General features: G+C 74.3%; 23 protein-coding genes. 10 read left to right on the forward strand and 13 right to left on the reverse strand.

The window, feature by feature from the left end:
- The first annotated feature begins 203 nt into the window (after window positions 1-203).
- Entirely contained in the window at window positions 204-872 is a 669-nt protein-coding gene (locus tag ACFV1W_RS28355) for a GAP family protein (RefSeq protein ID WP_380420079.1), read from the forward strand.
- 76 nt (window positions 873-948) lie between these two features.
- On the opposite strand, the gene ACFV1W_RS28360 is transcribed toward ACFV1W_RS28355, so the two are convergent.
- The 3 genes from ACFV1W_RS28360 to ACFV1W_RS28370 form a co-directional block, all read right to left on the reverse strand.
- Window positions 949-1,647: a hypothetical protein gene (locus tag ACFV1W_RS28360; RefSeq protein WP_380420080.1), complete on the reverse strand. Its 699-nt coding sequence runs from the start codon at window positions 1,645-1,647 to the stop codon at window positions 949-951.
- On the reverse strand, window positions 1,644-2,213 hold the full coding sequence (locus ACFV1W_RS28365) for an RNA polymerase sigma factor (protein WP_380420081.1): 570 nt from the start codon (window positions 2,211-2,213) through the stop codon (window positions 1,644-1,646). The genes ACFV1W_RS28360 and ACFV1W_RS28365 overlap by 4 nt, the downstream gene beginning before the upstream one ends.
- 282 nt (window positions 2,214-2,495) lie before the next feature.
- Window positions 2,496-2,969 carry a MarR family winged helix-turn-helix transcriptional regulator gene (locus ACFV1W_RS28370; RefSeq protein WP_380420082.1) on the reverse strand — a complete coding sequence of 158 codons (474 nt, stop codon included), beginning with the start codon at window positions 2,967-2,969 and terminating at the stop codon, window positions 2,496-2,498.
- 180 nt (window positions 2,970-3,149) lie between these two features.
- Between ACFV1W_RS28370 and ACFV1W_RS28375 the strand changes: the two genes are divergently transcribed.
- On the forward strand, window positions 3,150-3,560 hold the full coding sequence (locus ACFV1W_RS28375; RefSeq protein ID WP_380420083.1) for an organic hydroperoxide resistance protein: 411 nt from the start codon (window positions 3,150-3,152) through the stop codon (window positions 3,558-3,560).
- An 84-nt stretch (window positions 3,561-3,644) separates the two neighbouring features.
- Here the strand turns inward: ACFV1W_RS28375 and ACFV1W_RS28380 are convergent, their stop codons facing one another.
- Complete coding sequence (locus ACFV1W_RS28380; RefSeq protein ID WP_380420084.1) at window positions 3,645-4,085, reverse strand: SHOCT domain-containing protein; 441 nt, start codon at window positions 4,083-4,085, stop codon at window positions 3,645-3,647.
- 226 nt (window positions 4,086-4,311) lie between these two features.
- On the opposite strand from ACFV1W_RS28380, the gene ACFV1W_RS28385 reads away from it, so the two are divergent.
- Window positions 4,312-4,683, forward strand: a complete 372-nt coding sequence (locus tag ACFV1W_RS28385) for a hypothetical protein (protein ID WP_380420085.1) — start codon at window positions 4,312-4,314, stop codon at window positions 4,681-4,683.
- Window positions 4,684-4,716: 33 nt separating this feature from the next.
- Here ACFV1W_RS28385 and ACFV1W_RS28390 read toward each other — a convergent pair whose 3' ends face one another.
- Together ACFV1W_RS28390 and ACFV1W_RS28395 are read right to left on the reverse strand one after the other, a co-directional pair.
- Window positions 4,717-5,367, reverse strand: coding sequence for a beta-glucanase (locus ACFV1W_RS28390; protein WP_380420086.1), 651 nt, complete (start codon window positions 5,365-5,367; stop codon window positions 4,717-4,719).
- A 214-nt stretch (window positions 5,368-5,581) separates the two neighbouring features.
- Window positions 5,582-6,238, reverse strand: a complete 657-nt coding sequence (locus ACFV1W_RS28395; RefSeq protein WP_380420087.1) for a CBS domain-containing protein — start codon at window positions 6,236-6,238, stop codon at window positions 5,582-5,584.
- A 298-nt stretch (window positions 6,239-6,536) separates the two neighbouring features.
- Between ACFV1W_RS28395 and ACFV1W_RS28400 the strand changes: the two genes are divergently transcribed.
- Window positions 6,537-8,465, forward strand: coding sequence for a hypothetical protein (locus tag ACFV1W_RS28400; protein WP_380420088.1), 1,929 nt, complete (start codon window positions 6,537-6,539; stop codon window positions 8,463-8,465).
- On the opposite strand, the gene ACFV1W_RS28405 is transcribed toward ACFV1W_RS28400, so the two are convergent.
- Window positions 8,449-9,660, reverse strand: a complete 1,212-nt coding sequence (locus ACFV1W_RS28405) for an FAD-dependent monooxygenase (RefSeq protein ID WP_380420089.1) — start codon at window positions 9,658-9,660, stop codon at window positions 8,449-8,451. The two genes, ACFV1W_RS28400 and ACFV1W_RS28405, sit on opposite strands and share 17 nt — an antisense overlap.
- A gap of 112 nt (window positions 9,661-9,772) precedes the next feature.
- On the opposite strand from ACFV1W_RS28405, the gene ACFV1W_RS28410 reads away from it, so the two are divergent.
- Together ACFV1W_RS28410 and ACFV1W_RS28415 are read left to right on the forward strand one after the other, a co-directional pair.
- A complete protein-coding gene (locus tag ACFV1W_RS28410) occupies window positions 9,773-10,492 on the forward strand; it encodes a TetR/AcrR family transcriptional regulator (RefSeq protein WP_380420090.1) in 720 nt (239 codons plus the stop codon).
- A gap of 50 nt (window positions 10,493-10,542) precedes the next feature.
- Window positions 10,543-11,343 carry a HEAT repeat domain-containing protein gene (locus tag ACFV1W_RS28415; RefSeq protein WP_380420091.1) on the forward strand — a complete coding sequence of 267 codons (801 nt, stop codon included), beginning with the start codon at window positions 10,543-10,545 and terminating at the stop codon, window positions 11,341-11,343.
- A 38-nt stretch (window positions 11,344-11,381) separates the two neighbouring features.
- Here the strand turns inward: ACFV1W_RS28415 and ACFV1W_RS28420 are convergent, their stop codons facing one another.
- Window positions 11,382-11,747, reverse strand: a complete 366-nt coding sequence (locus ACFV1W_RS28420; protein WP_380420092.1) for a hypothetical protein — start codon at window positions 11,745-11,747, stop codon at window positions 11,382-11,384.
- Window positions 11,748-12,016: 269 nt separating this feature from the next.
- Here ACFV1W_RS28420 and ACFV1W_RS28425 point away from each other — a divergent pair, with 269 nt between their 5' ends.
- On the forward strand, window positions 12,017-12,286 hold the full coding sequence (locus tag ACFV1W_RS28425; RefSeq protein WP_380420093.1) for a GlsB/YeaQ/YmgE family stress response membrane protein: 270 nt from the start codon (window positions 12,017-12,019) through the stop codon (window positions 12,284-12,286).
- Between the two features lie 51 nt (window positions 12,287-12,337).
- Here the strand turns inward: ACFV1W_RS28425 and ACFV1W_RS28430 are convergent, their stop codons facing one another.
- Entirely contained in the window at window positions 12,338-14,218 is a 1,881-nt protein-coding gene (locus tag ACFV1W_RS28430) for an amino acid transporter (RefSeq protein WP_380420094.1), read from the reverse strand.
- A gap of 389 nt (window positions 14,219-14,607) precedes the next feature.
- Between ACFV1W_RS28430 and ACFV1W_RS28435 the strand changes: the two genes are divergently transcribed.
- From ACFV1W_RS28435 to ACFV1W_RS28445, 3 genes are all read left to right on the forward strand, one after another.
- Window positions 14,608-16,185, forward strand: coding sequence for a N,N-dimethylformamidase beta subunit family domain-containing protein (locus tag ACFV1W_RS28435; protein ID WP_380420095.1), 1,578 nt, complete (start codon window positions 14,608-14,610; stop codon window positions 16,183-16,185).
- A 151-nt stretch (window positions 16,186-16,336) separates the two neighbouring features.
- Window positions 16,337-17,071 (forward strand): polyprenol monophosphomannose synthase, encoded by a 735-nt coding sequence (locus tag ACFV1W_RS28440; protein ID WP_380420096.1) that lies wholly within the window; start codon window positions 16,337-16,339, stop codon window positions 17,069-17,071.
- Window positions 17,072-17,131: 60 nt separating this feature from the next.
- A complete protein-coding gene (locus ACFV1W_RS28445; RefSeq protein ID WP_380420097.1) occupies window positions 17,132-18,382 on the forward strand; it encodes an aromatic acid exporter family protein in 1,251 nt (416 codons plus the stop codon).
- Between the two features lie 60 nt (window positions 18,383-18,442).
- Here the strand turns inward: ACFV1W_RS28445 and ACFV1W_RS28450 are convergent, their stop codons facing one another.
- The 4 genes from ACFV1W_RS28450 to ACFV1W_RS28465 form a co-directional block, all read right to left on the reverse strand.
- Window positions 18,443-18,892, reverse strand: a complete 450-nt coding sequence (locus ACFV1W_RS28450) for an SRPBCC family protein (protein WP_380420098.1) — start codon at window positions 18,890-18,892, stop codon at window positions 18,443-18,445.
- A 4-nt stretch (window positions 18,893-18,896) separates the two neighbouring features.
- Complete coding sequence (locus ACFV1W_RS28455) at window positions 18,897-19,370, reverse strand: VOC family protein (RefSeq protein ID WP_380420099.1); 474 nt, start codon at window positions 19,368-19,370, stop codon at window positions 18,897-18,899.
- A gap of 90 nt (window positions 19,371-19,460) precedes the next feature.
- Window positions 19,461-21,464 (reverse strand): phosphocholine-specific phospholipase C, encoded by a 2,004-nt coding sequence (locus tag ACFV1W_RS28460; protein ID WP_380420100.1) that lies wholly within the window; start codon window positions 21,462-21,464, stop codon window positions 19,461-19,463.
- Entirely contained in the window at window positions 21,461-22,897 is a 1,437-nt protein-coding gene (locus ACFV1W_RS28465) for an endonuclease/exonuclease/phosphatase family protein (RefSeq protein WP_380420101.1), read from the reverse strand. Before ACFV1W_RS28465 ends, ACFV1W_RS28460 begins: the two co-directional genes overlap by 4 nt.
- Between the last annotated feature and the right edge of the window lie 344 nt (window positions 22,898-23,241).

A 23,241-nucleotide genomic window follows, 5' to 3' on the forward strand; every position in this document is an offset into this window, starting at 1 on the left:
GGCGGGCCGTGCCGGCCACCGCCTGCCGGGGCCCCCCCGCCCCCCCCGGGCCGGGGGGCCCCCCCCCCCCCCGGGGGCGCGCGCCCCCGGCCTTTCCGTTCGCAGGAGCAGCGTTCACTCGAACGGCCGACCCGCCGTGCGCTCCGCCCCCGGAGGTAGCTGAATGGCGGACGGCGCCCGCCGACGGGAAGGCAGGTCCGGGGATGGGTGAGGCGATCGGTCCGGTGCTGGCCCCGGCGGTGGCGGTCGCGCTCAGTCCGCTGCCGCTGATCGCGGTGCTGCTGATCCTCGCCTCGCCGCGCGGCCGGGCCAACGGGCTCGCCTTCACGGCGGGCTGGGTGCTCGGACTGGCAGCGGTCGTGGCCGCGGTGGTCGCGGCGGGCCTCGCGCTGGACCCGGCCGACCGCGCACCGACCTGGCCGTCCTGGCTGAAGCTCGCCCTCGGCGCGGCGTTGCTCGTGCTGGCCGCCGAGCAGTGGCGCAACCGCCCCCGCCCTGGGCACGTCACCGCACCCCCGGCCTGGCTGCTGGGGATCGACCGGCTGACTCCCGCGCGGTCCGCCGGGCTCGCCGTGGCCCTGGTGGTGACCCGTCCCAGGACGCTGCTCGCGGCCGTCGGCGGCGCCGCCTCGATCGCCGCCGCCCGGCCCGGCACCGGGGCGATGGCCGTGGCCTCGGCCGTGCTGGTGCTGATCGGCTCGCTGGGCACCCTCCTGCCGCTCGCCGTCCAGCTCCGGGGTGCCGACCGCGCGGCCCACTCCATGGGCGAGTGGCGCGCCTGGACGGCAGCGCACAATGCGGCGATCATGATCGCCGTCCCGCTCGTGCTCGGCGCCGACTACCTCGGCAGCGCCCTCGCCGGACTCACCTGACCCGCTCTCCCCGCTCTCTCCCAGCGGATCCGAGCCGCCCCGCCGCCCTCAACGGATCCGCTCCCCCACCGCCCCCTCAGCGGATCCGGGCTGCCCCCCGCCCCCGCACCGCCCGTACGCCCAGCCGCCCGGCGCCGGCGGTCCCCGGCCGCGCCGCCACCGCCTCCCGCAGGGTCAGGAGGATCTCCCCGTCGTAGCGTTCCGCCAGCAGCCGGGCCAGCTCGGCGGCGCAGCCCGGACGGGCCCGCGGGGCCAGCTCCGGCAGCCGGCCCGGGTCACTGAGGTCCTCGGCCTCGGCTGCCCAGCGGGCCGCGTCGCACCGCTCGCCCTCGGCGGCGTAGTGCACGGCCAGGCAGTGGACGGCCAGTTGGTCGCCGTACTGGGCGGCGATCCGCCACCAGAAGACCCCGTCCGCCGTGCGGCCCATGCCGTAGAGCAGGCAGCCGAGCGTCCGGAAGGCGGCCTTCTCGGCGAGTTCGAGGTCCAGCGCCAGCTCTCCCGGCTCGGCCGCTCCGGCCACCCCCGCACACAGGTGCCGCAGGTCGCGCCGCAGTTCGGAGCGCCCGGCGGTCCAGGGATGGTCCCCGGCGGCGGGGGAGTGCGGCGGCCGGGCGACGGCGGGCGGCCGGGCCGGGCGCTCACGCCCGGTCGGGACGGCCCGTCGGGCGGCGCCCAGCCGCTCGGCCAGCCGGCGGGTGAAGGCCGCCGGGTCGTGGTCGTGGAACTCCCGGTCCAGTTCGACGGCGTGCTCGTGCAGCAGCGCGGTGACCTTCATGTCGCCTGCCCGTCGTCCGGGTGCTCCAGCAGGTACTCCAGGTGGCGCCGCCCGAGGCTGTAGTAGGTGCGGGCGGTGGTGTGCGCGATGCCGAGCGACCGACCGATGTCGGGGTAGGACAGACCCGCCTGGCGCAGCCGGACCACGTCGGCCTGGACCGGCGCGGCCCGCGCGAGCTCGTCCATCGCCCAGTCCAGGGCGTCCATCTCGGCGAGCTCCTCCAGCTCGTCCTGACTCGTGTCGGGGCGGCGCTGGGCGATCACCCGCAGCCGTTTGCGCTCGGCGCGGCGGCGTTCACGCAGGACGTCGATCACCGCGTCCTTGACGATCTTGAAAGCGAAGGCCTGCGGATCCTCGCTGGCCAGGGCGCGGCGCCAGTTCTTGTAGAGCGTGGTGCCGGCGTTCTGCACGGCGTCCTGGGCGTCCTCGCGGTGACGCAGGCGCTGCTGGGCGTAGCGGAGGTAGCCGGTGTTCTCACGGGTGAAGAACGCCTCGAAGTCGTTCGGCAGGTCGTCGAGCGGGTCGGCCCGCAGGCTCCGCTCCTCGCCCGGCCCGGAAGTGTTCACGCGCGCCCCCTCTTCCTGGGTCAGCTGGCCGGCTCACCGGATGGCACGCCGACGGCCCCTCTGGGGGCTCGTGGTGTAACCGTCCGGGAGGCGCGGGTTGTTGACCGGATCGGGCGGACAATTGGCGAACCTTTCCGTTCACTTTCGAACAGTGCCACTGACCTGCCCGTTCGCCCTCGCGGACCGCCACCCGACGAGCAGCACGTGACCCAGATCACACCCCGCCGGGGGTCGGCTTGACAAGCCCCGCGGCGACCCTGCCGCGATCGGCGGCGGCCGCGACTACGGCGCCGGCTCCACGTCCGCCGAGTCCAGTGCGACGGTCACCCGGTCCAGCAGCCCCCGCAACGCGGCCAGGTCCTCGACCGGCAGCCCGGTCGCCGCGAGCAGCCGCCGCGGCACCTGCCCGGCCCGAGCGCGCAGTGCCGACCCGTCGGCAGTGAGGGTGACGGTGACCGACCGCTCGTCCTCCTGGCTGCGCTCCCGGCGCACCAGTCCGGCCGCCTCCAGCCGCTTGAGCAGCGGGGAAAGGGTGCCCGAGTCGAGCCGCAGGCGTTCGCCGATCCGCTTGACGGGCAACTCGCCGTCCTCCCAGAGCACCAGCATGACCAGGTACTGCGGATAGGTCAGCCCCAGGTCCCGCAGCAGGACCCGGTAGACGCCGCCGAAGGCGCGCGAGGCGGCGTTGAGCGAGAAGCAGATCTGCTGGTCGAGGCGGAGCAGTTCCTCGTCCGCCATGCCGGGGAGCGTGGTCATGACCCCATGGTACCGATCACAGACGCGCGATTGAGTTGTGCGCAATTGAGTTGCGTGCTCTACTTATGGAGCGGCCGGCCACCGGACCTCGCAAGGCCCGGACCGCCACCGAAGCACGACGACTCCGCACGCCCCGCGCACCCCCACGCACCACGGAAGCGCATCACGAAGGGACCCACCATGGACGCGCTCTACACCGCAGCCGCCACCGCCAACGGCCGTGAGGGCCGCGCCGTCAGCTCGGACGGCCAGCTGGACCTCGCCCTCGCGATGCCGCCCGCGCTCGGCGGCAGCGGCCAGGGCACCAACCCCGAGCAGCTGTTCGCGGCCGGCTACGCCGCCTGCTTCGCCAGCGCCCTCGGCCTGGTCGGCCGACAGGCCCGGGTGGACACCAGCGAGGTCTCGGTGACCGCCGAGGTGTCCATCGGCAAGGACGACGCCGGCTTCGGCCTGTCCGTCGTGCTGCGCGTCGAGCTGCCGGACGCGCTCTCCGGCGAGAGCGGTCTGCTGCTGGTCAAGCAGGCGCACGAGGTCTGCCCGTACTCCCGCGCCACCCGGGGCAACATCCCGGTCGAGCTGGTCGTCGAGTAAGTCGGGCGGGTCGCGCCGTGAGGTCCGCCGCACCCCGCGCGCGGCGGACCTCACCCGCCCCTCCGGCGGCCCCCGCGCCCCCGGTCAGCCCCCGCCCGACCCGCCGGGGCCGCCGGGGCCGCCGGGGCCGCCGGGGCCAATAGGTCCGCCCCGCCCAGCAGGTCCGCCAGGCCCACCCGTCCTGCCAGGCCAACCGGGCTCGCCGGACGCGCCAGGCCCGTCCGGCGAGCGCAGCGTCTCCAACCGGTGGCGGAACTCCTCGGCGTCGATCTCGCCCCGCGCGAACCGCTCCGCGAGCAGCTGCTCCGGCGCCGTCCAGCCCCGTGGCCCGCCGGGCCCGACGCCCGCGGCGCCGGCGCCGTGCGCGATCGGCTGCCCCGAGCGGGAGACGTACCGGAACAGCGAGACGGCCAGGAGCACCAGCACCGCCAGGATGATCAGCGCGATGATCGCCATGACGACGATCCCCCAGCCGCCCGGCCCCGCGTGCCCGGGCCCGAAGCCGTGCCCATGCCAGTGCCTCATCAGGACCTCCTCCTCCGGCCCGCCGGGCCCGCCGAGGTGTTCGACACCGGAACCGCCCGGGGTGCAGTGACGACCGACCGCCGTGCGGCCTGAGCTGCCGCGCCGCCCGGGGTGATCAGCGCCTTATCACCATCGTGCGCCCGCGACCCGTCAAAGCGCTGTGAAGAAGGCCTGAGAAAACGTTCCTGCAAGACCGCCGCCGCCCACCGGGGTAGCGTTGCCGCCCATGAGCCACCACCCACCCGACGACCACCGCTCCCCCGAGCAGCTGGTCGCGGCCGGAGCGCTCCGCCGCCACGCCGACGGCCGCCCCCACCCGGCGCTCAACCACTCCCCGATCGCCTACGTGTCCACCGCGCTCTGGGCCGAACTCACCGCCCTGGCCATCGCCCCCAGCGCCGCCGAGGCCACCGCCGCCGCCCTGCTGCGCGCGCTCGCCGACCGCGCCGTGGACGCCGCACTAGCCCCCGGCAACGAACGCGCCCCGCGCGACGACCTGTACGTCACCGACCCCGCGCACATCGGTCCGCACCGCCGGGCGGTCTGGTTCCAGCGCTTCGGCCCGGGCGGCCCGATCACCGCCGCCTTCGCACCCTGAGGCGGCCCGCGGCCCCCTGCCAGGCCCCCTCGGTCAGCGCTCGACCGTCAGGCTCTCGCAGACCCAGCTCAACCGCTCCGGCCCGCCGAATGGCGGCCGCTCGTGGTAAGTGCCGTCCGCCACCGACAGGTTGACGATCAGATACGCGTGCCAGTCGGCCCCGACGCCGTGCAGATCCGCGTAGACCAGCTGGTCCTGGACGTACCAGTCCACCGAGTTCGCACCGAGCACCACCCGCAGGCCGATGTTCGCCCCCGGGCCGACACCGGCGCCGCCGCCGTGCCAGTAGCGGAAGCCGCCCCGCACGTGGTTGGAGATCTCCAGCAGATCAGGGTTGTCCGGGTGGTACTCGAAGACGTCCACCTCGTTGCCGCCGTCCCGCCAAGTCCAGATCGCCGGCCAGGCGCCGATCTCGACGGGCAGTGTGACCCGCGCCGAGAGCACGTCCCCGGTGCGGACCTGGAAGCCTTCCGGACTGCCCTCCGTGGTCAGCAGGTTGCACGTCCAGAGTCCGCCGGTACGGCGCCGCACGGCGGTGAACACCCCGCCGGGGCAGTACTCGTGACTCAGGTAGTCGAGCTTGTGGTCGCTCCGGTTGGTCGGCCCCATCCGGGGGTACGCGCTGGTGCGCCCGGCGATCCACTGCCTGGTCGAAGTGAAGTCCGCGTCGAACACGACTGCCACGGCCGCCTCCCCAATGCTCCGGCGTCCCGGCAGCCGGACCGCCGGGCACACAGAGTGAGTTACCCGATACGATCCGCAGTATGCGAACCGGACCTCCACGGTCCGAGGCGAACGCGTCGAGCGGGGGCGACCGGAGCCGCCAAGACGGCCAGGACGGATCAAGACGGACGGTCAGGACGCCAGGACGGCCAGGGCGGCCGGGTCCGCGGGGCGGTCAGCCGATCGACGCGGTGGCTCCCCCGGCCTGGAGCCGGTCGGTCACCGAGACCACCCCGTCCACCGAGCGGCACAGGTTCAGCACGATCGGCACCAGGTGCGCCTCGGGCACGGTGCCGCTGAGCACCACCCGGCCCTGGTCGACCTCCACCCCGATCTCCGCCGGGCTCACCCCTTCGATCCGGCCGAGCACCTCCTCGACGATCTCCCGCCGGATCACCTGATCCTCGCGCAGGAACACCCGCAGCAGGTCCCCGCGGCTCACCATCCCGATGACCCGCCCCTCCTCGTCCAGCACCGGCAGCCGCTTCAACCCGTGCCGGCTCATCAGCCGGGCCGCCGCCACCACACTGGTGTCGGGCGTGGTGCAGACGGGCTGCGCCGTCATCAGGTCCGCCGCGGTGACCTCGCCGCCGTGACCCACCCGCGCCGACTCGGGCGCGGGCAGCAGGCTGCCCGGGTCCTCCTGCGCGGCCAGCGTGCGCAGCAGGTCCGCCTCCGACACCAGTCCGAGCGGCCGCCCGTCAGGGTCCACCACCGGCACGCCGGTGATGTCGTACTCGGTCAGCAGCGCGACGATCTCCTGGAAACCGGTCTCGGGGGCGACCCGGACCACGGGGCTGGTCATCACGGATTCGACGGTGGCATGCGGCACGCCGGTTCACCTCGTCCAACGGTGCTGGTCCGACCGGGCGCGGATCGTCCGGGCCGGTACCGGCAGCATGGCCTCCAACCGCGCGGATCGCCAGAGGCCAAGGGGCCGAACGGGTGGGACCAAGGGCCCTCTTCTTCTAATAACACCTTCCCGACCAACGGTCCGCCCGCTCCGCCGTCCTCCAGTCCCCGCGGCACGGTCCCACCCCGGACGGCGCAACCATCACATGATCGACTCGTTGGACCGTCCAGCACGACAGCACTGACGGCACCGGGAGGGCCCATTGGCAGGACGGACGGTGGGCGCGGCACCGGCGGCCCGGAGCGGCGCCGCGCGGCCGGTGGCGGAGGCGGAGGCCGCGCTGGTGCGGCACTACCGCCGCCTGGTCCGGCTCGCCTACCTGGCCCTGCCCGCCGACCGGGACCGGCACAGCCGGGTGCTCGCCGCCCACGGGGCCGTCCAGCGCGCCCTGCCGTTCCGGTGGACCCGCCGCCCCGGGCCCGGGTCCGCCGGAGCGGACCCGGTGTACGCGGCCCTGCGCCTCCGGGTGCTGCGCGCCGCACTGCGGCCGCGTCCGGGCGCGGGCCTGTCGGCGCCCCGGGCTTGGGGCCTGCGGCTGTTCACCCCGCACGGCGGCGAGCAGGACGCGGCGCTGGACCACGCGCTCACCGCCCTCGACGCCCCGGCCCGGGCGGCCTTCGGCCTGCGGGTGGTGGAGGGGCTGGCGGACGGACCGGCGGCGGAGGTGCTGCGGCAGGCCGGGGTGGACCGGCCGGAGGAGGCCGTCGCCGTGGCCTCCGGGATCCCGGCCGGGCCGGAGGCCGAGCCGCCCGCCTTCGACCCGTGCGCCGTCCGGGTGCAGCCCACCGACCTGCTGCGCCGCCGCCGTACGCTGACCGCCGTGATGGCGGTCGGGGTGCTCGGGCTGACCACGACGGCCACCGTCCTGGGCGGCGGTTCCGAACCGGCGGGCAGCACCGCCCGGGCGGATGGCCCGCCCGCGGGCGCCGTGACCGACCCGGCCCGGCTGGTCCGAGTGGCGCCGGACGCCTGGCAGCACACGGCCCGGGTCGACTTCGGCGCCTGGCCGGGCCGCGGCGACCGGCGCGAGGACGGCGCACTGCTCGGCCGTGCCCTGGCCGCGTGGTCCCGCCCGGGCCCGCGGACCCACGCCGAGCCGGGCACCGACACCGCCCCGCCGGCCACCGCGCCGCAGCTGCTGTACGCCGGGACGGTGGACGGCACCGGGGTGGCGCTGCTGTACGACGGCCGCCGGATCGCCCGCTACACCGACGGGCCGGGCGGCGGCCTGGACCTCGCCCGAGCCGACGGCGCGGACCCGACGACGGCGGGCGCGGTGGTGCTGAGCCGCCGGGGAACCGCGCTGCGGTACCTGCTGGCACCCTGGGTCGACGCCGCCGAGACCCGCCGGATCGACCAGCCCGACGCCGCCGCCCGCCCGCTGGACCACCCCGACGGGGTCACCGCGGCCGCACCCGGCGGCGGGCTCGCGGACTGCCGGGGCGCCACCGTGCTCCAGCTGCGCTCCTCCCCGGTGATCGCCGAGAAGCACGCCTTCCTGCTGGCCGACCTCGGCGGCCTCCTCCCGGCCCACCTGACCTACGCACCGCCGCCCGACCGCACCCAGCCCGGCACCGCCCAGCCCGACCGCACCCAGCCCGACCGCACCCAGTCGGACCGCAGCCAGTCGGACCGCAGCCAGTCGGACCGCGAGCCGCGCGAGGCCACGGCCCAGGACGCCCTGCAGGCCTGGGCGCGGGCCGGCTGCGCCGTGCCGGACGGCTCACCGGGCGTCAGGCAGCTCAACCTGTGGGCCTTCGCGGTGCAGCCGCTGCCCCAGAACGCGGGCTCGGCGGCCTGGTTCTGCCTGCGCGCCGACCGCTGGACGGGCGAGGGCAGCGCGGCCACCGCCGTGCTGCTGCCCTCCGCCCGGGGCCCCCAGCGCACCGGCGGCGGCCCGGGCCGCTCGTGCAGCCGGTTCGAGCAGGACACCGTGGCCTGGACGTGGTGGCGCTCCCCGCAGGGCGCCGAGTACGTGCTCGCGGCGGGCAGCCGACGGGTCACCCGGCTCGCCGTCAAGGGCCCGGACTGGTCGGCCGACCGCCCGGCCCCGGACCGCACCCTCGCGGTCGAGCGGCCCGCCCGGACCGCCGTCCAGGTCGAGGCGCTGCTCGACAACGGCAGCCGGATCAGCCCACCGCACTGACCCGTCCGGCCAGCAGCGCAGCATAGTCCGGGAGTTCGAGGCTGGACACCTGCTTTCCCAGCTCCAGCATACGGTTCAGCACCCACCGCCGGTTGAGCAGCCCGTTGCGCAGCCGCAGCCCGGCCGCCGTGCGCGGCGCCAGGAACGGGCCGGTCCGGTCCCCGCCCTTCTGGCAGCCCCGGGCGTAGTCCCGCAGCAGTTCCTCGTACCGGGCGAAGGCGGCCCGGTGGTCGCCGCGGGCCAGCGCCAGCTCGCCCGCCAGCACGTACGCGGCCACCACCGCCGTCCCGGTGCCCATCCCGCCGATGGTGGCACCGCAGGCGGCGTCGCCGAGCAGGGCGATCCGGCCGGTGGACCAGGCGGGGACGTCGGCGCGGCTGATCGAGTCGAAGTACGGCTCGGGCGCGGCGTCCAGGCTCCGGAGCAGCTGCGGTACCCGCCAGCCGAGGCCGTCGAAGGCGGCGCGGATCAGCTCCTTCTGCCGCCCGGTGTCTTGGCGGTCGTAGCGCAGTTCGGGCGAGGCGAAGAGGCAGAAGGCGCCGGCCCGGGCCGGGTCCCGGCGGTCGGCGCCGACGGACATCAGCCGGCCGGGGACGTTCAGGCCCACCGTGCCGGCCGGCAGGCCGTACTCGTTGGGCAGCTGCCAGGTGGCCGCGTAGTAGCCGAGGTGGCGGACGAACCGCTGCTCGGGGCCGAAGGCCAGGCGCCGGACGGCGGAGTGCAGCCCGTCGGCGCCGATCACCAGGTCGAACTCGCGCGGCGCGCCGCGCCGGAAGGTCACCCGCACGGTGTCCGCGGACTCCTCCAGGGTCTCGACGGAGTCGCCGAAGACGTACTCGGCGCGGGAGCTGCCGTGCCGGTACAGCACCTGGGCCAGCTCCCCGCGCGGGATCTCCAGCTCTCCGCCCGCGAAGTCGGCCGGCAGGTGGAGCAGTCGGCGCCCCTGTTGGTCCACGAAGGTGATCGGGCTGCCGCCGGTGTCGAGGGCGCGCAGCTCCTCCAGCACGCCCATCCGTTCCAGCACGGTGAGGTGGGTACGCCCCCGGAAGTCGACGTTCTGCCCGCCGCCGCGCAGCTCGGGGGCGAGTTCGACCACCGTGACCTCGAAGCCGTACCGGCCCAGCCAGTGGGCTAGGGCGGGGCCGGCGATGCTCGCGCCCGAGATCAGCACCCTGGAGCGCCGGGAAACGCGCATGGAAACCACTCCGTCCGAGGATCGAGAAACTGTGTCTGATGGACACAGTTCATTGCTGTGTACGGTAGACGCAATTTGCACGGACGGACAACCCCCGGAACGGGAGCGGACGATGGGCGAGGCGGCGAACGACACGGTGCGGCTGCTCTGGGAGCGGCCCGCCCGGCCGACCCGCGGGCCGAAGCCGGCCCTCAGCCTGGAGCGGATCGCCGCCGCGGGCGTCGAGGTGGCGGACGCCGAGGGGCTGGGCTCGGTCTCCATGCAGAAGGTGGCCGGGCTGCTCGACTTCACCAAGATGTCGCTCTACCGCTACGTCCCCGGCAAGGCCGAACTGGTCGCGCTGATGGTCGAGTCGGCGGTCGGCGAGCCGCCCGCGTCCCCGGACGCCCCCGACTGGCGGAAGCAACTCACCGCCTGGGCCCATCACTTGGCGGAGGCCTTCGCCCGGCACCCGTGGCTGCTGGACGCCACCCTCGGCCCCCGGGTGCCCGGACCGAACGAACTCGCCTGGCTGGAGCGGGTGGTGGCCGCCCTGGACGGCCACGGGCTGACCGGCGCCGAGCGGATGGACGCCGCGGTGCTGCTCTCCGGGCACGTGCGCAGCATCGCGGAGCAGGCCCGGGCGATCGGCCCGGACGGCTCCCCCGAGGCCGAACTCCTCACCGCCCTCGGCACGGTGGTGCACCGGCACGCCGACCGCTTCCCCGCCGTGGCCGCGGCGATGGCCGATCCGGACGGGCGCGACCAGGCCCTGGACTTCGGCCTGGCCCGCATCCTGGACGGCCTGGCCGCCCTGATCGCCCGCCGCACGAACCGGGGAGCGGAGGCGTAGCCCGAAAACGCGTCGAACCGGCGCCGCACGGGCGGCTACCATCCGCTGCCATGGCGATGTTCGTGCACCTGACCGCCGCGGCGAACACGCCGCGCATCCGCCGCGCCGGGATCCGGGCCGACAGCCGGGGCCAGGGCGGTGTGCGGGGGGTGTACTGCTTTCCCGTGCTGCCCTCCCACACCCTCACCCACCAGTGGCTGCGCGAGCTGGCCCGGTTCGGCCCGAAGGGCTCACTGGCCGCGGTGCACGTCCGCCTGGACGACGCCCAGCAGGTGCTCGTCGGGCACTACCGGGACCGCGCCGCGGACGCCCAGCGCTGGCTGACCGCCGCCGAGGCGGTCGCGCGGATCGCCGCGCTGCCGGACCCGCGCGGCTGGGAGGTGGTCGTGCCGCGCGCGGTGGGTGCCCGCGAGGTGCACCGGGTCCGCGCGGTGCCGCAGGTCGCGGGCTGGCGCTACCTCCCGGGCGCGCACGGCACCCGCCCGTGCACCTGCTTCGGCTGCCGCATCCGCGGCGAGTACGGCGGCCGGCGGCTGCGCGAGCGCCATCCGCACCCGCTGGACGGGCCGCCACCGCCCGTCCCCGTCCTGCTGGCCCGGATCGAGGCGGCGGGCGAGCCCGGCGATCCGGACGCGCTACGGGCCGCCCTGCACTGGTTCGGCCTGCGCCGTCGCGGCCCGCTGGAGCGCCTCACCCCGCTGGCCGCCCACCCCGACCCGACCGTCCGCCGGGAGCTGGTCTGGGCGGTACAGGGCTGGTCCACGCCGGGCGTCACCGAACTGCTGGACGGCCTCGCCGCCGATCCGCACCCGGACGTCCGCGAGGCCGTCGCGGACGTCCGGGCGCTCTGAGATCCGCCGAGCGCTCCGGACCTGCCGGCGGTTCCGGCTCAGGAGACGCGCTTCAGCTGCCAGGAGTTCTTGTCGAAGCTGGGCACGGAGGAGTACTGGCAGCCGGAGCTGTAGTAGCTGCTGACGATCGTCCAGCCGGCCGGCGGCCAGGTCGAGGCGCAGGCGTTGACCGCGGTGCCGACCGGGTAGCCGGTGAGATCCATGACCTTCTTGGTGTTCGGGTTGAAGCCGGAGCCGCACCCCGCGCTGTTCCACCACTGGACGTCCACGAAGCCGCCCGGCGTCAGCGAGGAGGAGCACATGGTGCTGGTGCTGCCGGGAGCCGCCTGGGCGGTGCCCATGGTGAGGGTGAGGGCAGCGGCGGTACAGCCGAGGGCGAGGGCGGCGGCTCGAAGTCGGGTCACGGGGCGGCTCCTTCTCGGGTGACGCGGCCTGTCCGCGCCAGGAGCCATTCCTATCGGCACGAAGCGCCCGCCGGACAGTGCCTTTCCGGCCCCACCGACGGCGCGTTCTCGCCCCTCCCCCACTCCGGACCGGTCACCGTCGAGCCCCTCACCTGCGACGACTCCCGTCGAGGTGCCCGTTCGGCCGGGCGGGGTGATCATGGGACGAACCGCGACTTCGGCGATTCGGCGTGCCGGTACCCTCCGGCGGCGCAAGGGAAGGGACCGCGATGTTCCAGCTCCTGTGGATTCTGCTCATCGGCTTCGTGCTCGGCCTGCTCGCCAAACTGATCCTGCGCGGGCCGCAGTCGATCCCCTGGTGGCTGACCATGCTGCTCGGCGCCGGCGGGGCCTTGCTGGGCAACGCCGTCTCCGGCTGGATCGGCGTCCGCCACACCTCGGGCATCGACTGGATCCGCCACATCCTCCAACTCGCCTTCGCCGTCGCCCTGGTGGCCCTCGTGGCACCGGCCTGGAGCAGGAACCACCCATCCCGCTGAGCGGCACCCACCCCGCCGAGCGACGCCGGCGCCGCCCCGCGGCGGACGGGCTCAGCCCACGTGCACCGCGGGCCGCCGGGTGCGGTCGGGCTCCGCCTCGCGGAGCACCTCCCTGGTCACCGGGGCGATCTCGCCCTGCCCGAACAGGAAGAACCGCAGGAACTGGGCGAAGGGATTGCCCTCGGTCCACTCGAAGTAGATGTGCGGCTGCTGACCGGTGAGGTCGCGCACCTGCAGCAGCAGGGCGGCCAGCGCGTTGGGCACGCTGGAGCTCTGCAGCGACAGCACCCGGTAGCGCTCGTGCAGCACCTCGCCGCGCACGGTCAGTTCGGCCTCGAAGTCGGACGGGTCGAGCACGGTGACCTCGACGAAGACCAGGTCGTCCTCGGACGGGATGTCGTTGTCCTTGCGGATCTGGCGGAGCTTGTCGCGGTACTCGGCGAGGTCCCGACTGTTCGGCTCGTTGGCGATCAGCCGCAGTGGGCGGTGCATGTAGTCCCGGACGAAGCGCTCCGCGACGGCGTCCAGCACCACCTCGGTGACGCGCAGTTCGAAGGCGCGCTTGAGCCGGGAGAGGAAGGAGACCAGCATGATGCCCGCGATGAAGCAGGCGCCGATCTTGACGCCGTCCGGGCGCTCGGCGATGTTCACCGCCGTGGTGTAGAGGAAGACCGCGGCGATCACCGCGAAGGTGACCGTCCAGCGCCGCTCCCCCGCCTTGTGCGCGGCGATGGTGACGGCGACCGCGGCGGAGCTGATCAGCACCAGCACGCCGGTCGCGTAGGCGCCGCCCTGGGCGTCGACGCTGGCGTCGAACAGCCAGGTGACCAGGAAGGCGATCAGAGTCAGCACGATCACCGTCGGCCGCACGGCGCGGGCCCAGTGCGGCGCCATGCCGTAGCGCGGCAGGTAGCGCGGCATCAGGTTGAGCAGTCCCGCCATGGCGGAGGCACCGGCGAACCAGAGGATGGCGATGGTCGACAGGTCGTAGACGCTGCCGAAGGTGCTGCCCAGGTACTCGTGGGCGAGGTAGGCGAGCGCTCGCCCGTTGGCCCCGCCGCCGCTCTTGAAGGCGTCCTTCGGGATGAGCAGGGTCGTGATGAGGCTGGTGGCGATCAGGAAGACGCTCATGATCACGGCGGCGGTGGTGAGCAGGTGCCGGGCGCCGCGAATGCGCCCGGTGGGCTTCTGCTCGGTGTCGTCCGGGTCGCCCTCGATGTGCGGCATCACGGCGACGCCCGTCTCGAAGCCGGACAGGCCGAGCGCGAGCTTCGGGAAGACGATCAGCGCCACGCCGATCATCGCCAGGGCGTTGCCGTGCTCGGCGGTGAGCCCGTCCACCCAGTCGCCGAACACGTGCGGCTCCGCGAAGACGTGCCAGAAGCCGTTGACCACCACGACGACGTTGAGCGCGAGGTAGACCGCGACCAGCGCCACGGCCAGGCCGATGGCCTCGCTGAAGCCCTTGAGGAAGACCGCGCCGAGCAGGGCCACCATGATGAGGGTGAGCAACACCTGCTTGCCGGACAGGGCGCTGTGCAGGTGGGGGTTCTCGATCAGGTGCGCCGTGGCGTCGGCGGCCGACAGGGTGATCGTGATCATGAAGTCGGTGGCGGCGAAGCCGAGCAGTGTCAGCACGAAGAGCTTGCCCTGCCAGAACGACAACAGGCGCTCCAGCATCGCGATCGAACCCTCGCCGTGCGGGCTCTCGACGGCCACCCGCCGGTAGACCGGCAGCGCGCCGAACAGGGTCACGAAGACCAGCACGATCGTCGCGATCGGCGACAGCAGACCGGCCGCGAGCGCCGCGATGCCCGGCTGGTAGCCGAGGGTGGAGAAGTAGTCGAGGCCGGTCAGGCACATGACCCGCCACCAGGGCGCCCCCTTCTCCCTGGGTGCCTCCGCGTGCGGGCCCGGGTGCTGCTTGGCCATGTCCGACAGGCCCTCAAGCATCCACGCCCGGAACCGCGCGCCCCGCGTCGAGGGAGCCGCTCCCGATCGAGCCGAATCCGACGACACCACGTGCACCCCTGTCCACGAATTCGGCCGGCCGCCACACGGTTCCGGACCCCCAGGCCGCCGGACGGCGGGCCTGGTCAGGCTAGGTGACCGGCTCCCCGCCGCCCGGCAGCCGCACGGGCCAACACGCCGGGGTGCGCCCGTACGGCCCTCCCGGGCGGCGGCCGCCGACCGGCCGTGATCGGCGCATCCGGCGCGGCGGTGTCCGCCGCCCCCTCGAAAGGGGTAGACATGTCCGCGCGCATTGACTCATCGGCTTGACGCGCCCAGGAATGCGGCAACGGAGCGAGAGGGAGACAGCGGTGGCGGAACCGACCCGGCGGAGGATCCTCGGCCTGAGCCTGATGGCGGCCGCCGTCACCTCCTGCGGCACCCGGCACCCGGACTCCGCCCCGTTCCCCACGCCCGACGCCCAGGGCACGCCCGGCACCGCCGGACCCACCGCCGCCCAGCACGCCGGCCTCAAGGGCGACAGTTCGAACGAGCAGTCCCTCCCCGGCAACCCCGACTGGCAGATCACCGACCCCGGCCGGGCCGGAGCCGTCGAGGGCTTCGCCGACCGGGTCAGCGTGCTGCCCGGCGAGTCCTTCGGCCTGCACGTCTCCACCTCCGCACCCGCCTTCACCCTCTCCGCCTACCGGACGGGCTGGTACGGCGGTGCCCGGGCCAGGCTGGTCTGGCGCCGCGAGCACGTTCCCGGCACCAAGCAGGCCGACCCGCACGTGGACCAGACCACCCGCACCGTGCTGACCGGCTGGCAGCGCACGCTCGCCGTGGACACCGCGGGCTGGCCCGAGGGCGCCTACCTGCTGCGCCTGGACGCCGAGGACGGCTCCGGCCGCAGCTACGTCCCGCTCACCGTCCGCTCGGCGAGCACCGCCGGCCGGACGGTGGTCATGAGCGCCCCCGCGACCTGGCAGGCCTACAACGAGTGGGGCGGCTACAGCCTCTACAACGGCCCGACCGGGACCCTGGCGACCCGCTCGCTGCGGGTCGTCTTCGACCGGCCGTACGGCTACGACCACGGCGCCGGGCTGTTCCTGGTCTACGAGGCCCCGCTGGTCGCCCTGGCCGAGAAGCTCGGGCTGGCGCTCGCCTACACCACCGGCATCGACGTGGCCCGCGACCCGGGGCTGCTGCACGGGGCGAACGCCGTGCTGTCGCTCGGCCACGACGAGTACTGGTCCCCCGAACAGCGCGCCAACGTGGTGGCGGCCCGCGACGCCGGGACGAACCTGGCGATCCTCGGCGCCAACTGCTGCTTCCGCCGGGTCCGCTTCGAGCCCACCGAGCTCGGGCCGGACCGCACGGTGGTCTGCTACAAGGACGCCTGGGCGCAGGACCCGGGCCACCAGGCGGGCGCCCCGGCGACCACCGACTTCCGGGTCGGCCCGGGCGCCGACCCGGAGAGCTCGATGCTCGGCGTGATCTACGACGGCTACCCGGTGGACGCCCCCTACGTGGTCACCTCACCGGACCACTGGGCCTTCGAGGGCACCGGCGTCACGGCCGGGGCGTCCTTCCCGCACCTCGTCGGCGTCGAGTACGACCGGGTCGACACCGCCTTCCCGACCCCGCGCCCGATCGAGGTGATCGCCCACTCCCCGGTGGTCTGCGAGGGCCGGCACTCCCACTCCGACACCGCGTACTACACCGTGCCCAGCGGCGCCGGGGTCTTCGCCAGCGGCACCATGCGCTGGGTCGAGACCCTGGACGCGAACGGCCCCGGCGGCGGCACGGCCGACCACGGCATCGACTCCCACGCCGGGGACGTGGTCCGCAAGGTCACCGAGAACGTCCTGCGCGCCTTCGCCGCCGGCCCGGCCGGCCGCGCCCGTCCCGCCCGGGACAACCTGGCCGCCGTCTACGGCGCGGCGTAACGGGCCCCGGAGCCCGGTGCGCCCGGCCCTGGACGGGAGCGGGCCCGCGGCCGGGCTACACTCGCACGTCTGACAGCAGCGCAGGTCGTCCAGGACAACGGACCGGTGCGGCACCGGGTGCCGGCCGGCGACGGCAGGAGGAAAACAGAACATGGTCGAGGCCTCCCCCAAGGTCGTTGTCGTCGTCCCCACGTACAACGAGCGGGAGAACCTTCCGGTCCTCGCCGGGCTCCTCGCGGACCTCGCCGTACCGAACCTGCACCTGCTGGTGGTCGACGACAACTCCCCCGACGGCACGGGCGAGCTCGCCGACAAGCTGGCCGCCGACTCCGGGGGCACCGTCGGCGTGCTGCACCGCACCGAGAAGGACGGCCTCGGCCGCGCCTACCTGGCCGGAATGGCCCGGGCCCTGGAGGAGGGCGCCGACATCGTGGTCCAGATGGACGCCGACCTCTCGCACCCGGCCTCGGTGATACCCGAGATGGTGCGGACCCTGCTCGCCGACGACACCGCCGTGGTGCTCGGCTCCCGCTACGTGCCCGGCGGCTCGACCGCCGAGGAGTGGCCCTGGCACCGCAAGGCGCTCTCGGCCTGGGCGAACTTCTACGTCAACGCGATCCTCGGCCTGGGCGTCCGGGACGCCACCGCGGGCTTCAAGGCCTGGCGGGCGAGCACCCTGCGGGCCATCGACCTGCCCACCGTGCAGAGCAACGGCTACTCGTTCCAGGTCGAGATGAACTACCGGGTGATCCAGCGCGGGCTGACCATCCGCGAGGTGCCGATCCGCTTCGAGGAGCGGATCGAGGGCGCCTCGAAGATGAGCATCGGCGTGCAGGTCGAGTCGGCGCTCGCCCCCTGGAAGCTGCGCTTCAACCGCGAGGGCTAGACGTGTACTCCCTCCGGCGACCGGCGGTGTGAGCCGCGGCCGCGGGGAAAGAAGGCCGACATGGTTCTTCTCCCGGAGTCCCTCACGGACGTGCTCCGCCGCGCGGCCCGAGACCCGTTCGCCGTCCAGACCGTGCGGGCCACCGTGGCCGCCACCCTGTCCTACGGGGTGGCGACCCAGCTCAGCAGTGAGCCCGCCCCGCTGACGGCGCCGCTCACCGCGCTGCTGGTGGTCCAGGTCACCGTCTACTCCACGCTCAAGACCAGCGTCCGCCGGGTCGTCTCGGTGGTCGTCGGGGTGCTGATCGCGATCGGCTTCAGCGCCGTGGTCGGGCTCTCCTGGTGGAGCCTCGGGCTGGTCATCCTGGCCTCCCTGGTGATCGGGCGGTTCGTCCGGGTCGAGGAGTTCGTCCAGGAGGTCGCGATCAGCGCGATGCTGATCCTGGGCGTCACCAAGCTGGCCTCCCAGGCCTGGGACCGGGTGCTGGAGACCCTGATCGGCGCCGCCGTCGGCCTGCTGTTCAACCTGCTCTTCGCCCCGCCGGTCTGGGTGGACACCGCCGGGGAGTCGATCGAGGACCTCGCCCGGCGGGCCCGCCAGCTGCTGATCGACATCTCCGAGCAGCTGGGCCGCCCCACCCCGGTGGCCCGGGCCGCCGAGCGGCTGCACGAGGCCCGTCGGCTCGACCAGGCGATCGCGGACGTGGACGGGGCGCTGCGCCAGGCCGAGGACAGCCTGCGGTTCAACCCCCGGATCAGCGAGGGGCTGCTCTCCCGGCTGGTGCTGCGCACCGGGCTGGACACCCTGGAGATCTGCGTGGTGGTGATCCGGGTGCTGGCCCGCTCGCTGACCGATCTGGCCAAGCGGCGCGGGCCGGAGGAGCGGCTGTTCCCGCCCGAGGTGGCGGTCGGGCTGGAGGAGCTGCTGGCGCACGTCGGCGGGGCGATGGTCAGCTTCGCGGTGCTGGTGACCACCCAGGTCAGCCGCAACGCCGAGGAGGCCGAGGAGCGGCTGACCGCCGAGCTGGCGGCGGCCTGGGCCGCCCGGGAGAACGTCGCCCAGGTGCTGCTGCGCAAGGTCCAGGAGCACCCGGAGGCCTGGCAGCTGCACGGCTCGATGCTGGCCGAGGTGGACCGGATCCTGGACGAACTGGACCTGGAGCACCGCAGCCGGCGGCTGATGGAGGAGCTGGACCGCGCCTCGCTGGTGAGCCGGGAGCGGTTCTCCCGCCTCGCCCGGCTGCGCCACGCGGTACGGGGCGGGCGGCGGCGGGGCGAACGGGAGCGCCCGGCGGTTGGGGCCGGGCGCTGATCCGGACCCCGCTGGTCCGGAGCCCGTGGATCCGGGCCCGGCGCGACGGCCCCGCGGAGGTCAGGGCATCAGCCAGGGCTGCTGGGGCAGCGGGTGGCCGGTCTCCAGGTAGGTCTTGAGGTTGCACAGCACCGCCGACCAGCCCCGTTCGGCGTCCGCCCGCTCGTCCTCGTCGGCGAGGTTCTCGTGGGTGACGGTCAACCGGGTCAGGTCCTGCCAGTGCCGGAGGTCGAACGTGACCCGGGAGGGCCCCTCCGCGCGCTGCCCCTCCGGTCCGGCCCAGGTGGTGACCAGGCGGCGCGGGCGCTCGGACACCTCCACGGTGCCGATCACGTCGGCGATCCCGGAGCCGTCGGTGCGCTGGTGCTCCCAGGGCGCGCCGGGCAGCCAGGTGGAGACGTTGCGGTGGCCCCAGTAGAGACCGGACTCGTCGGCGTTGGTGAGCGCGTGCCAGACCCGCTCCGGGGTGGCGCGCAGGTAGACGATGCTCCGGTGGCTGAAGGCGGTCACGGCCTCAGCCCCCGGCCGCGTCGAGCAGCGGCTGGATCTCGATCTTCTGCATCCGCAGCATGGCCGCCATCACCCGGTCGGCCTTGGCCCGGTCCTGGTCGCCGAGCAGGTCGAGCAGGATCCGCGGGGTGATCTGCCAGGACAGGCCGAAACGGTCCTTGAGCCAGCCGCACGGGCCCGCCTGGCCGCCGTCGGCGGTGAGCTTGGCCCAGAGTTCGTCGACCTCCCACTGGTCGTCGCACTCGACCTGGAGCGAGACCGCCTCGGTGAAGGTGAACTCGGGGCCGCCGTTGAGCGCCGCGTAGGGCCGGCCGTCGAGTTCGAACTCGACGGTCATCACCGAGCCGGGCTCCCCCGGACCGGCCTCGCCGTAGTGGGTGACCCCGGTGACCCGGGAGTCGGGGAACAGCGAGGTGTAGAGGGCGGCGGCCGCTTCGGCCTGGTCGTCGTACCAGAGGAAGGTGGTGATTTTCTGCATGGGCCCGACCGTAGCGGCGGGGCCGGTCACGGCGGCCGAGCCACGGCCGGGGGTCACCGGATCGGCGCCCCCGGCCGGACCGGCCTCGGATCAGTGCACCCAGCCCGCGTAGCGCTGCACGAAGCGCTGGCCGGTGTGGGCGGTCACCACCACGTCGTAGCGGCCCTGCCGGTCCAGCGGCCAGGCCAGGCCGACCTGCTTGCCGGGCTTGACCCACACGGTCTGCGCGCTGCCCGCGAAGTCGTTGGGCGCGGCGGTGAAGGCCACGTCCGTCAGCCCGTCGTTGGCCACCTGGAGGGTGAGCTCCAGGCTGCCGCGAAGGTCGGCGGTGACGATCGGCACGCCGATGTCGTTCTGGCCGTCCTGCCCGTCCCGGACCACCGTGCCGGCGAAGCGGCGCACGAAGCCGTCCGGGCCGTGCACGGTGAAGTCGTAGCGGCCGTCGGTGGCGGCGGCGTCCCAGACGTACGTCGCGTTCGCCCCGGGGGCGACGGTGTACGGGGTGCCCGCGAACGGGAGCAGGATGTTGGGGTAGACGGTGTACGGGAAGGCCACCGAGCCGTCGTTGCTCATGGTGCAGGTGACCTTGCCGGTCCGTCGGTCCACCGCGACGTCGGCCCACGGCTGGTAGGGCAGCGGGCGGTGCGGGCGCTCGCCGCGCTCCTGGACCGGCATCGACTGGGCGCCGACCGCCGGGAGGGCCACGCCGGGCAGCTTGGTGCCCGCGTCGGCCCTGGCCATCAGGGCGTTGGTGTCGGGCAGCTTCGGGAGCGAGTGGTCGGGGGAGGCGAAGTCGAAGCAGCTGGTGAGGTCGCCGCAGACGGACCGGCGCCAGGCGGAGATGTTGGGCTCGGCCACGCCGGTGACCAGCTCCATGAAGCGCAGCACCGAAGTGTGGTCGCACACCTGGGAGTTGACCCAGCCACCGCGCGACCAGGGGGACGCCACCCAGAGCGGGACACGGTTGCCGAGGCCGATGGCGCGCCCCTGGGTGAACTCCTCGGGGGTGCCGGCCTCGGGGGTGGGCGGGATCATGTGGTCGAAGTAGCCGTCGTTCTCGTCGTACATGACCAGGAAGACGGTGTGCCGCCACACCTCCGGGTTGGACATCAGCGACTGCAGGGCCAGGTTGACCCAGTGCGCGCCGTAGGCGGGGCCGGCCTCCGGGTGCTCGGAGAACAGGTAGGGGGCGACCAGCCAGGAGACCGTCGGCAGGGTGCCGTCCTTGCAGTGGCGGTCGAAGTCGGTGGGGTCGAACTTGGTCATCGCGTTGACGTAACGCGGGTCGTCGTGCGGGAAGTCGTGGAACTGCTTGAAGTAGGAGAGGGCGTTGTCGTCGTAGTCGCCGGTGCGGTCGTCCTTGCTGGGGTTGTGGTAGACCCGCCAGCTGATGCCGGCCGCCTCCAGGCGTTCGGCGTAGGTGGTCCAGTCGGCGACGGGGTTGTCGGTGACCGGGGTGTTGTCGATCCAGGGGCCGGTGGTGCCGTCGCGGCCGGGGCCCGCGGTGCCGGTCCACAGGTAGAGCCGGTTGGGGTCGGTGGGGCCGGCCAGCGAGGTGAAGTAGGCGTCGCAGAGGGTGAACGCGTCGGCCAGGGCGTACTGGTAGGGGATGTCGTCCCGGGTGAAGTAGCCCATGGTGCGCTCGCCCTTGGCGGCGACCCACTTGTTCATCGCGCCGTTGTTGATGGCCTGGTGGCCGGTCGCCCAGTCGTGGGCCAGGCCGCCGGCGTTCTGCGCGTTGTACTTCGAGGTGTCCATCCGGTAGGGCAGCATCACGCCGCCGTCGCTGCGGCGGGCGTCGGGCTGGCGGAACACGTCGGTGCCGTCCGGGAACTGCAGCGCCTGCTTGTCGCCGAAGCCGCGCACGCCGTTCAGGGTGCCGAAGTAGTGGTCGAAGCTGCGGTTCTCCTGCATCAGGACGACCACGTGCTTGACGTCCTTGATGGTGCCGGTGAGGGCGGTGGCGGCCGCCGTGGCGGGGGCGGCCCCGGCCGCGGTGGTGGACAGGCCGGTCAGGGCGGTGGCGCCGACGGCCGCGGAGGCGCCGACGAAGGTGCGACGGGAGAGCTCGGGCATCGTGAACTGGCCTCTCACAGCTGGAAGGTGGCGACGGCGGCGGCGGTGTCGGAGGGCCACTCGTTGGCGGCGGCGTTCGGCTCCGGCTGGGGCCAGTCCGCGACCAGGGTGTGCGCCTCGACCAGCTTCAGCGCTCCGGCGTAGTGGACGAAGTCGATGCGGTCCTGCGGTTCGGGGCGGTCGCCGCGCCGCTTGCGGGTGGGCGACCAGGTGGCGCCGGGCGCCTTGACCGGGTCGGGGTTCTCCTCGCGGAAGGTGTCGGTGAGCCCGGCCTCCTGGAGGGCCGCGGTGACCGGCCACCTGAGCGCGCCGATCCCGTGGTGGGTGGCGGTGGTGGCGGCCGTCCAGTCCAGGTGGGAGGGCGAGGAGAGGGAGCCGGCCAGCACCACGGGGATGCGCCGGGCGAGGTCCGCACGCACGGCGGCGGCCAGCGCCCTGGCCTGCTTGAGCCGGACGGAGGCGTTCTCGGCGGCCAGCACCTGGGCGGCGCTGCCGCCGTCCTGCACCGCGTACGGGCCGTAGCCCGCCTCGTCGAGGTGCGCGGCCCAGAACCGGACGCTGCGACCGCCCGGCAGCTGGACGGTGGCCGCGACGGCGGGCAACTCGGTGGTGGCCGCGGTCAGTTCGGTCAGCGGGTAGCGGCTGAGGATGCCGACGCTGCCCGAGCTCTGGTGGGCGTACCACCCGAGCGCGTCGGCCAGGGTCCTGGCCCGCTCGCCGGCCGTCTCCTGCAGCGCGAGTACGTCCAGGCCCTGGGCGAGGACGATGCGCAGCTGCTTCTCCAGCGCGTCGGTGCAGCCGGAACCGGCGTCGTGCAGGTTCCAGCCGGCGGCCTTGAGCCGGGGCGGGGCGGCCGGGTCCGCGACGGGGACGAGCACGGTGACGGTGTCGGTGGCGCCGGTGCTGTCCTTGACGCCGACCACGACCAGCTCGGGGTTGCGGCCGGGGGCGGCGGGCGCCGTGCCGGTGACGGTACCGTCCGCGGCGACCGAGGCCCAGGCCGCGCCGCCGAGCTTGCGGTAGGCCGCTGAACCGGGGGCGTTGCCGGCGGGGCGGGACCAGAGGCCGCCGAGCTCGATCCTCACGGCGGCGCCGGGGGCGACCGGGGTGGCGGTGAAGGAGTCGACGGCGGCGTGCGGGCGGACCACCGGGGGCTTGGCGCGGAAACCGAACGGGGCGGTCTGCGCCAGGACGCCGTAGCCGTCCTTGGCCAGCAGGTAGGCGGTGTACGGGCCGCCGGTCAGCGCGGAGGTGTCGAGCTGGACGTCGCCGGAGGTGCCGGGGGTGTACTTCCAGAGCAGCGAGGCGCCGGTGCCGGGAAGGCGGCTGCCGTCGTAGATGCCGACCCAGTTCTTGGTGTCGGGGGCGTCGGTGCTCCAGTGGAAGGTGAGCCGGTCGCCTTCGGCGGGGCTGCTGGAGGAGGTCAGGGTCAGGGCGCTGCCTGCGGCCACGGTTGTCCTGTCCGCCGGCGCGGGCCCGGTCCGCCGGGGGACGGTGCCCGGGGCCGCGTGCGGCTGGTCACGGAGACTGAGAGGGAGGGACCGCACAGTTGGCTGTACAACTGCGGGCGGGCTCATTCATCCGAAGACCGGCGACCGGGGCGTGAACGGCACATGACGGAGCGTCGGGCGGTTCGCGAACTCCGGGACGGAAGCGTGTCCGTGGGCGTCGGCGGGGGCCGGGAACGCGCCGAGGGCCGCGACCGGTGATCCCTCGCGGCCCACCGGTGGCGGCGGCGCCCGGCCCCTGTTACCGGCCGTGCGCGGCACTGCACACGGGCCGGGGCTAAATGGCC

Source organism: Kitasatospora sp. NPDC059648 (assembly GCF_042734825.1).
Lineage (GTDB): Bacteria > Actinomycetota > Actinomycetes > Streptomycetales > Streptomycetaceae > Kitasatospora.

Coding starts and splice junctions, on each gene's coding strand:
- ACFV1W_RS28355 (WP_380420079.1), top strand. CDS start 204: ATGGGTGAGGCGATCGGTCCGGTGCTGGCCCCGGCGGTGGCGGTCGCG.
- ACFV1W_RS28360 (WP_380420080.1), bottom strand. CDS start 1,647: ATGAAGGTCACCGCGCTGCTGCACGAGCACGCCGTCGAACTGGACCGG.
- ACFV1W_RS28370 (WP_380420082.1), bottom strand. CDS start 2,969: ATGACCACGCTCCCCGGCATGGCGGACGAGGAACTGCTCCGCCTCGAC.
- ACFV1W_RS28375 (WP_380420083.1), top strand. CDS start 3,150: ATGGACGCGCTCTACACCGCAGCCGCCACCGCCAACGGCCGTGAGGGC.
- ACFV1W_RS28380 (WP_380420084.1), bottom strand. CDS start 4,085: ATGAGGCACTGGCATGGGCACGGCTTCGGGCCCGGGCACGCGGGGCCG.
- ACFV1W_RS28385 (WP_380420085.1), top strand. CDS start 4,312: ATGAGCCACCACCCACCCGACGACCACCGCTCCCCCGAGCAGCTGGTC.
- ACFV1W_RS28405 (WP_380420089.1), bottom strand. CDS start 9,660: ATGCGCGTTTCCCGGCGCTCCAGGGTGCTGATCTCGGGCGCGAGCATC.
- ACFV1W_RS28410 (WP_380420090.1), top strand. CDS start 9,773: ATGGGCGAGGCGGCGAACGACACGGTGCGGCTGCTCTGGGAGCGGCCC.
- ACFV1W_RS28415 (WP_380420091.1), top strand. CDS start 10,543: ATGGCGATGTTCGTGCACCTGACCGCCGCGGCGAACACGCCGCGCATC.
- ACFV1W_RS28425 (WP_380420093.1), top strand. CDS start 12,017: ATGTTCCAGCTCCTGTGGATTCTGCTCATCGGCTTCGTGCTCGGCCTG.
- ACFV1W_RS28430 (WP_380420094.1), bottom strand. CDS start 14,218: ATGGCCAAGCAGCACCCGGGCCCGCACGCGGAGGCACCCAGGGAGAAG.
- ACFV1W_RS28440 (WP_380420096.1), top strand. CDS start 16,337: ATGGTCGAGGCCTCCCCCAAGGTCGTTGTCGTCGTCCCCACGTACAAC.
- ACFV1W_RS28445 (WP_380420097.1), top strand. CDS start 17,132: ATGGTTCTTCTCCCGGAGTCCCTCACGGACGTGCTCCGCCGCGCGGCC.
- ACFV1W_RS28455 (WP_380420099.1), bottom strand. CDS start 19,370: ATGCAGAAAATCACCACCTTCCTCTGGTACGACGACCAGGCCGAAGCG.